The 6,918-nt window shown below is 63.4% G+C and carries 5 protein-coding genes; 3 read left to right on the top strand and 2 right to left on the bottom strand.

The window, feature by feature from the left end:
- Positions 1 to 287, top strand: a 287-nt coding sequence (locus EN993_RS28645; RefSeq protein WP_281040581.1) for an NAD(P)H-hydrate dehydratase, incomplete at its 5' end; no start/stop codon positions are given.
- Entirely contained in the window at positions 284 to 2,284 is a 2,001-nt protein-coding gene (locus EN993_RS28650) for a hypothetical protein (protein WP_127265454.1), read from the top strand. The genes EN993_RS28645 and EN993_RS28650, both read left to right, overlap by 4 nt.
- A 12-nt stretch (positions 2,285 to 2,296) precedes the next feature.
- On the opposite strand, the gene EN993_RS28655 is transcribed toward EN993_RS28650, so the two are convergent.
- On the bottom strand, positions 2,297 to 3,829 hold the full coding sequence (locus tag EN993_RS28655) for an acyl-CoA carboxylase subunit beta (RefSeq protein WP_109672285.1): 1,533 nt from the start codon (positions 3,827 to 3,829) through the stop codon (positions 2,297 to 2,299).
- 410 nt (positions 3,830 to 4,239) lie between these two features.
- On the opposite strand from EN993_RS28655, the gene EN993_RS28660 reads away from it, so the two are divergent.
- Complete coding sequence (locus EN993_RS28660) at positions 4,240 to 5,664, top strand: DEAD/DEAH box helicase (protein ID WP_109672290.1); 1,425 nt, start codon at positions 4,240 to 4,242, stop codon at positions 5,662 to 5,664.
- A gap of 102 nt (positions 5,665 to 5,766) precedes the next feature.
- On the opposite strand, the gene EN993_RS28665 is transcribed toward EN993_RS28660, so the two are convergent.
- Entirely contained in the window at positions 5,767 to 6,741 is a 975-nt protein-coding gene (locus tag EN993_RS28665; RefSeq protein ID WP_127265455.1) for an alpha/beta fold hydrolase, read from the bottom strand.
- Between the last annotated feature and the right edge of the window lie 177 nt (positions 6,742 to 6,918).

A 6,918-nucleotide genomic window follows, 5' to 3' on the forward strand; every position in this document is an offset into this window, starting at 1 on the left:
TCTACAAGGGCGCCGACACGGTGATCGCTGCTCCCGATGGCAAGGCGGCGATCAATTCCAATGGCGCGGCATGGCTGGCCACAGCCGGGTCAGGTGACGTGCTGTCGGGCATCATTGCCGGTCTGCTCGCACAAGGCATGCCGCTCTTCGAGGGCACCTGCGCGGCGGTGTGGCTGCATGCCGAAGCCGGCAGCCGGTTCGGACCCGGCCTGATCGCCGAGGATCTGCCGCTGGCGCTGGTGCCGGTGTTGCGCGAACTCTTCGACGCGCGCACAGCTGCTCAATGAACCGCACCCTGGCTCTGGTGCTCGCCACTCTCTTTGGCGCCTTCGTGGCGTCGACGGCGCGCGCCGAAGGCCCTGTGACCATCGTCGACGATCCATCGGTGCTCGCCGCTCTCGATGCCAGGGGTTTCGGCTTCGCCGACGTGTTCGGGGTCGACGGCGAGGACGGTCTGAAGACGCTCTACGACGAGGCGCCAGCCTATCACGCCATCGTCGAAACGGTTGCCTCCGATGTTGCGGCACTGCGCGCCGAGATGAAGGCCGGCGGGCGGCCGCTCTACGAGATCACCGACGGCAATGTCGGCCGCATCATGGACATGCGCTGGCTGAAGACCGATGCCGCGCGCTTTCGGCTGGTCGGCGTCGTCAACCGGCTCGACCGTCGCGACTTCGCCGTGCTGCAGGGCGACAAGAGCTGCGGTGAGGTGCGCTTCATCTATCGCCTGGCCTACAGTTTTCGCAAAAACGGCAAGCTGCTGGCGTCGCGCCTGCCGTTCAATTTCAATGCCGTCTACAGCGCCGCGCCCGATGCCGATGGCGGCTGCGTCGGCACTGCTGGGCGCTGGACGCCACAGCTTGACGAGAGCGTCGATGCCGGCTGGCTGACCGGCGGGCCGCTGGGGAAGGCCGGGCTGACCTTCAAGCAACTGGAGCTCAATGCACAGGTGGTGCGCTTTCCCTCCGGCCAGGAAACCGAGTTCGGCGGTCAGGCTGCCTATCTCATGCGGATATTCGGCATCGATGGCGCTGATATCAGCGAGAAGCCGCTGGAGAACACGCCCGACACCGCAGGGCTCTCGCAGGACGCGGCGCTGAAAGCACGGCTCGCGGCCTATGTCGGCGCCAATCTGCCGGCGATCGATGAAGGCGTCTATGAAATTCCCGACGAGTTCCTGGCCAGGAAAATCATCTCATGGTCGACTTTCGGCAGTGCGCGGCAGGCCAATCATCCGTATACGCAATTATTCCAGGCCAAGGAATTCGCATCGCTCGATTATTCCACCCTGAAACTGGTGCGCACGCCGGAAGCGCTGGTCGAGCGGCTGGACAATGGCGCCTGCCAGGGCTGCCATCAGGCTGGTTCAACCGCCGGGTTCCATTTCATCGGCCTCGACGATAAGACGACGTCGCCGTTGAACCGCATCGAGGTCGGCATTTCACCGCATCTTCATGCCGAGATTCCGCGCCGCCAGGCCTGGCTCAGCACCACCGCAGAGGGCAGGGAGCCGAACCGCTTCCGTCCGCTCTCCTTTGCGCCGCCGGCGGCCTGGACGGGTACCGTGGTCGACTACGCGCCGGCCGAAATGGCTATGCCGTGCCTGATGCCGGAAGATGCGGCCCGCTTCAGCGCAAGCTGGCAATGCGGCGGCGGCACGGTCTGCACGCCGCTCGCCACCGCTTCAGGCGTGCGCATCAAACTGGCGCAATGCCTGCTCCCCAAGGACAGCGCTGACATGTTTTCCGGGCATCCTTGTCTGACCGGCTCGATCGCCAGCAATGCGGCGCAGCCTTTCAACGACCGCTACAGCATATCAGGCCAGTTCGCGGCCTTCGCACCGGATATCTCGCGCACCGCTTACACCTGCCGCCCGCCGAAGATTGGCGTGCCGGGCGGCATCGCCTATCGCGGCTGCGATGACAAGGACCGTGCCTTCGCGACCTTCAAAGCTGGCAAGCCGATGCCGAACGAGATCTGCGGGCTGGTCGGTGGCAAGAAGTTCGACATCTGCGTGGCCACCAACAATTTCGACCAGTGCCTTGGCGGCGCCGTCAATCGCGGCAACCGGCCGGCCTGTTCGGCCGATCATTTCTGCCGCGAGGACTATATGTGCCAGTCGCTGCCACCGGACACGCCTGGCATCGGCAAAGTCAAAGGCATCGGCTTCTGCTCGCCGACCTACTTCATCTTCCAGATGCGTATCGACAATCACGCGACGCCTTGGGGCAGCCCTGTCCGCGCCACCATGGGGGCGGGGTTCGGCGCGGCTGAAGAGGAGTAAGCTGCCAGCGCCTCAAAGTGGGATGTTGTCGTGCTTCTTCCAGGGGTTCTGCATGTCCTTGTTGCGCAGCATGCGCAGTGCCCGGGCAAGGCGGCGGCGGGTCGAGTGCGGCATGATCACCTCGTCGACATAGCCGCGTTCGGCGGCGACGAAAGGCGACAGGAAGCGATCCTCGTAAGCCTTTGTATGGGCTGCGATCTTTTCAGCGTCGCCGATGTCCTTGCGGTAGATGATTTCGACCGCGCCCCTAGCGCCCATCACCGCGATCTGCGCCGTCGGCCAGGCATAATTCATGTCGCCGCGCAGATGTTTCGAGGCCATCACGTCATAGGCGCCGCCATAGGCTTTTCTGGTGATGACGGTGATCTTCGGCACGGTGGCTTCGGCATAGGCGAACAGGAGTTTCGCGCCATGCTTGATCAGGCCGCCATATTCCTGCGCCGTGCCGGGCAGGAAGCCTGGGACGTCGACGAAGGTGACGATCGGGATCGAAAAACAATCGCAGAAGCGCACAAACCGCGCTGCCTTGCGGCTGGCGTCGGAATCGAGCACGCCGGCCAGCACCATCGGCTGGTTGGCGACGAAGCCGACGGTGCGGCCCTCGACCCGCCCGAAGCCGGTGACGATGTTCTTGGCGAAATTCTGCTGGATCTCGAAGAAATCGCCTTCATCGGCGACCTTCATGATCAGTTCCTTGATGTCGTAGGGCTTGTTGGCGTTGTCGGGGATCAGCCGGTCGAGCGACAAATCATGGTCGGTGACCGACTGGTAGCATTCGATCTCGGGAAGCTCCGATGTGTTGGAGGCCGGTAGCAGATCGACCAGCCGGCGCATCTGCAACAGTGCCTCGACATCATTGTCATAGGCGCCGTCGGCGATCGACGATTTGGTCGTGTGGACGGAAGCGCCGCCGAGGCTCTCGGCGGTCACCGTTTCGTTGGTCACGGTCTTCACCACATCCGGCCCGGTGACGAACATGTAGGAGGTGTCGCGCACCATGAAGATGAAGTCGGTCATGGCAGGCGAATAGACGTCGCCGCCGGCGCAAGGCCCCATGATCACCGAAATCTGTGGAATCACGCCGGAGGCGAGCACGTTGCGCTGAAAGATCTCGGCATAGCCGCCAAGCGCCGCCACGCCCTCCTGGATGCGCGCGCCGCCGGCATCATAAAGCCCGATGATCGGTGCACGGTTGCGCAGCGCCATCTCCTGCACCTTGATGACCTTCTCGGCATGGGCTTCCGACAGCGAGCCGCCGAACACGGTGAAGTCCTTGGCGAAGAGGTAGACCGGGCGGCCATTGACGGTGCCCCAGCCGGTGACGACGCCGTCGCCGGCGATCTTGGTCTTCTCCATGCCGAAATCGGTCGAACGATGCTCGACAAACATGTCGAATTCCTCGAACGAGCCCTCGTCGAGAAACACCTCGATGCGTTCGCGCGCGGTGAGCTTACCCTTCTTGTGCTGGGCGTCGATGCGAGCCTGGCCGCCACCCATGCGGGCGATCTCGCGGCGGCGCTCGAGTTCCTTCAGCACGTCTTTCATCGATTACCTCCCAAGCCAGCGGCATTTCGTGGTAATCGTGCCGGCAAGCGAGCGCAAGCGCCGCTTGCGCCATGCGTTTTGCTGCGCTGCAACATGAAGCCCCTTGCAATTGGGGGCGAACTCAGCCATATGCAGCCCATAGGCGCTTGGGCCGGGAACGAATCCGGCCTTCTCGACGAATGAGACTGGTTGCGTCTGTTTTCCCTCTTTCCGGTATATCGGCCCCTCTTTCCGGTACATCACAAAGCGGCGAAAAAGCCCCGTGGCATGATGCCTGCGGGCACGACAGCGCAGCCGAGTGGACGTTACCGTCCGCCCGCCTTGTCGTTTCATATCAATTTTTTCGACGGCAGGTTGCGCCCTGCCGCCATCGATGTTTGCGGCCAGAAGCCGCGTGAAAGAAGATTATTTTGACCAACGAAAACACTTTGCCCGGTAGCAACACTGCGGAACTCACCGGTTTCGCGGCACTGGGTATTACGGGCGCGCTGCTCAAGGCCACCCACAACGCCGGCTTCACCGAGCCGAAGCCGATCCAGGCGCAGGCGATCCCGCCGCAGATGGAAGGCCGTGACATTTTCGGCATCGCCCAGACCGGCTCTGGCAAGACCGCGGCCTTCGCGCTGCCGATCCTGTCGAAGATCATCGCCCTCGGCACCAAGCGCCGGCCGAAGACGGCGCGTGCGCTGATTCTGGCGCCGACGCGCGAACTCGCCGTGCAGATCGAAGACACCATCAAGATCCTCGCCAAGGGCGCGCATGTCTCGACCGCGCTCGTGCTTGGCGGTGTCTCCCGCTTCAGCCAGGTGAAGAAGGTTGCTCCCGGCGTCGACATCCTGATCGCAACGCCCGGTCGGTTGACCGATCTGGTGCGTGAAGGCGACCTCGTGCTTGCCGACACCAAATGGCTGGTGCTGGACGAAGGCGACCGCATGCTCGACATGGGCTTCATCAATGACGTCAAGCGCATCGCCAAGGCGACCGCGCCCGATCGTCAGACGGTGCTGTTCTCGGCGACCATGCCCAATGAAATCGCCGAACTGGCCAAGGGCCTCTTGAAGAACCCGATCCGCGTCGAAGTCGCGCCGCAAAGCACGGCAGCGGCCGAAATCGTGCAAGGCGTCGTCTTTGCCCGCACCAAGCAGAAGCGCCAGGTGCTGTCGACGATGCTCGCCGATGAGGCGATGAAGTCCGTCATCATTTTTTCGCGCACCAAGCATGGTGCCGACAGGGTGACCAAGGACCTCGAGCGCGACGGCTTCAAGGCCGCGGTCATCCATGGCAACAAGTCGCAGAATGCACGTCAGAAGGCGCTCAACGATTTCCGCGAGGGCTCGGTGCGCATTCTGGTGGCGACCGACATTGCGGCGCGCGGCATCGACGTGCCCGGCATCAGCCATGTCGTGAATTTCGATCTGCCTGACGAAGCGGAGAGCTACGTTCACCGTATCGGCCGCACCGGCCGCAACGGCATGGACGGCATCGCTATCACGCTTTGCGATCCTTCCGAGAACAGCAAGCTGCGCCAGGTCGAGCGCATCATCCGCACCAAGCTGCCGATCGTTGCCGACCATCTCGGCAGCCCGGATCCGGTACGCAATCCGGCTGAAAAGAACGAACGCTTCGAGCCGGCCAATGACCGCAACGACCGCAATGGTCGTCGCGACGGCAGGCGGCCCGGTGGCGAGAACAAAGGCAACGGCTTTGGCAAGAAGCGCTTTGGCGACAAGCCAGCTTTCGCTGGCGAGCGCAAGCCGGAAGGCGCCAAGCCGGCCTTCAAGGGCAATAACAAGCGCCGCTTCGGCGGCAAGCGCCCGGCTGCGCGGGCTGCGTAAGCCAGACCGCGTTGTAATCAGTTAGGCTTGGCCTGGCTGATTGCCGAGACCGACTAGGAAAGGGCGGCTGAAGCGATGCTTCTGTCGCCCTTTTTTCATCTGCTACTTCACCACTGCCTCGACCCAGACGGCAATCCTTTGCGCCAGAAAGGCCGTGGTCGACGGCGACAGGGCGTCGCCGGCGATGACATGGTTGTCGGGGTCGCCGGTGTCGTCGACCGGAACCAGTTCATGCGGCGCGCCCCAGCGCCCGGCGATTTCGCGGGTGCGGTCGGGCCGCACCACTTTGTCCGAATCCGAGAAGATGAACAAAGCAGGGATGGTCGCCTTTTCAATCGGCGCGCCATAGGCGAGCTCGGTCAGCGCCTGCATCGGCAAGGTCGCCTCGATCGGATAGCGGGTGGTCCAGAATTTTTCATGCAGCGCGTTGCGTGGCAAGAAGCTGTGTTCCTTGCCGGCGACGAGTTTTGCAATCTGTTTGCCCCACGGCATGGTCAGGATTTCGGCGCCCGAAGCCTTCACGCCGAAATTCGGCGAGATGAACGCGATCGCGGCGACGCCGTCCGAAGCGCCCGGCTGCGTCGCCGCCCATACCGCCAGCGAGCCGCCGGTCGACGTGCAGATGACGATCACCTTGTCGCCGATCGCCCGGCCGATGGCGAGCGCCTCCTCATAGTCGTTGACCCAGGCATTGATGCTGCCTTGCGTCATCGCCGCGCCGTCCTGCCCATGACCGGTGAGGCGGGTGTAGAAGAGGTTGGCGTCGAGCTGGTCGGCCACGTCGTCGGGCAGTGGGCGGACCTCGCCCTTCGATGCGGAAAAGCCGTGTATGTAGACGATCGACAGCGGCGTCTTGGCATGCACCATCGGATTGGCCCAGACGATCTCCTTCTCCAGCCCGTCGCGGATTCCGGGTACCGCAGCTTCCACCTTTGCCACATAGGCCTGCGGATCGTCGCCGATGACCGAGGGATCGAAACGGATCGTGGTGTCGACGGGAACGCGTGGGCCGAGCACGAAGGCCAGTGCGAGGATGGCGACAAGGCCCAGCACAGCAAGCACGATCCGTCGCCCCATCGCAGACTCCACGCAACACGATTTCAACCTATGGCGGCGGCCACCAACAGGCAACGGCGGCCGAAGCCGAGCGCCTGCCAACTTCGTCAACGGATCTATTCGATTGGCGGCTTGCGGTCGTAATGCAGCGGCCGCGCCTTCCAGCTGGTCGTCAGGCTGATCACCCCTCTGCACAGC

This window comes from Mesorhizobium sp. M7D.F.Ca.US.004.01.2.1 (genome assembly GCF_003997785.1).
Classification (GTDB): domain Bacteria; phylum Pseudomonadota; class Alphaproteobacteria; order Rhizobiales; family Rhizobiaceae; genus Mesorhizobium; species Mesorhizobium loti.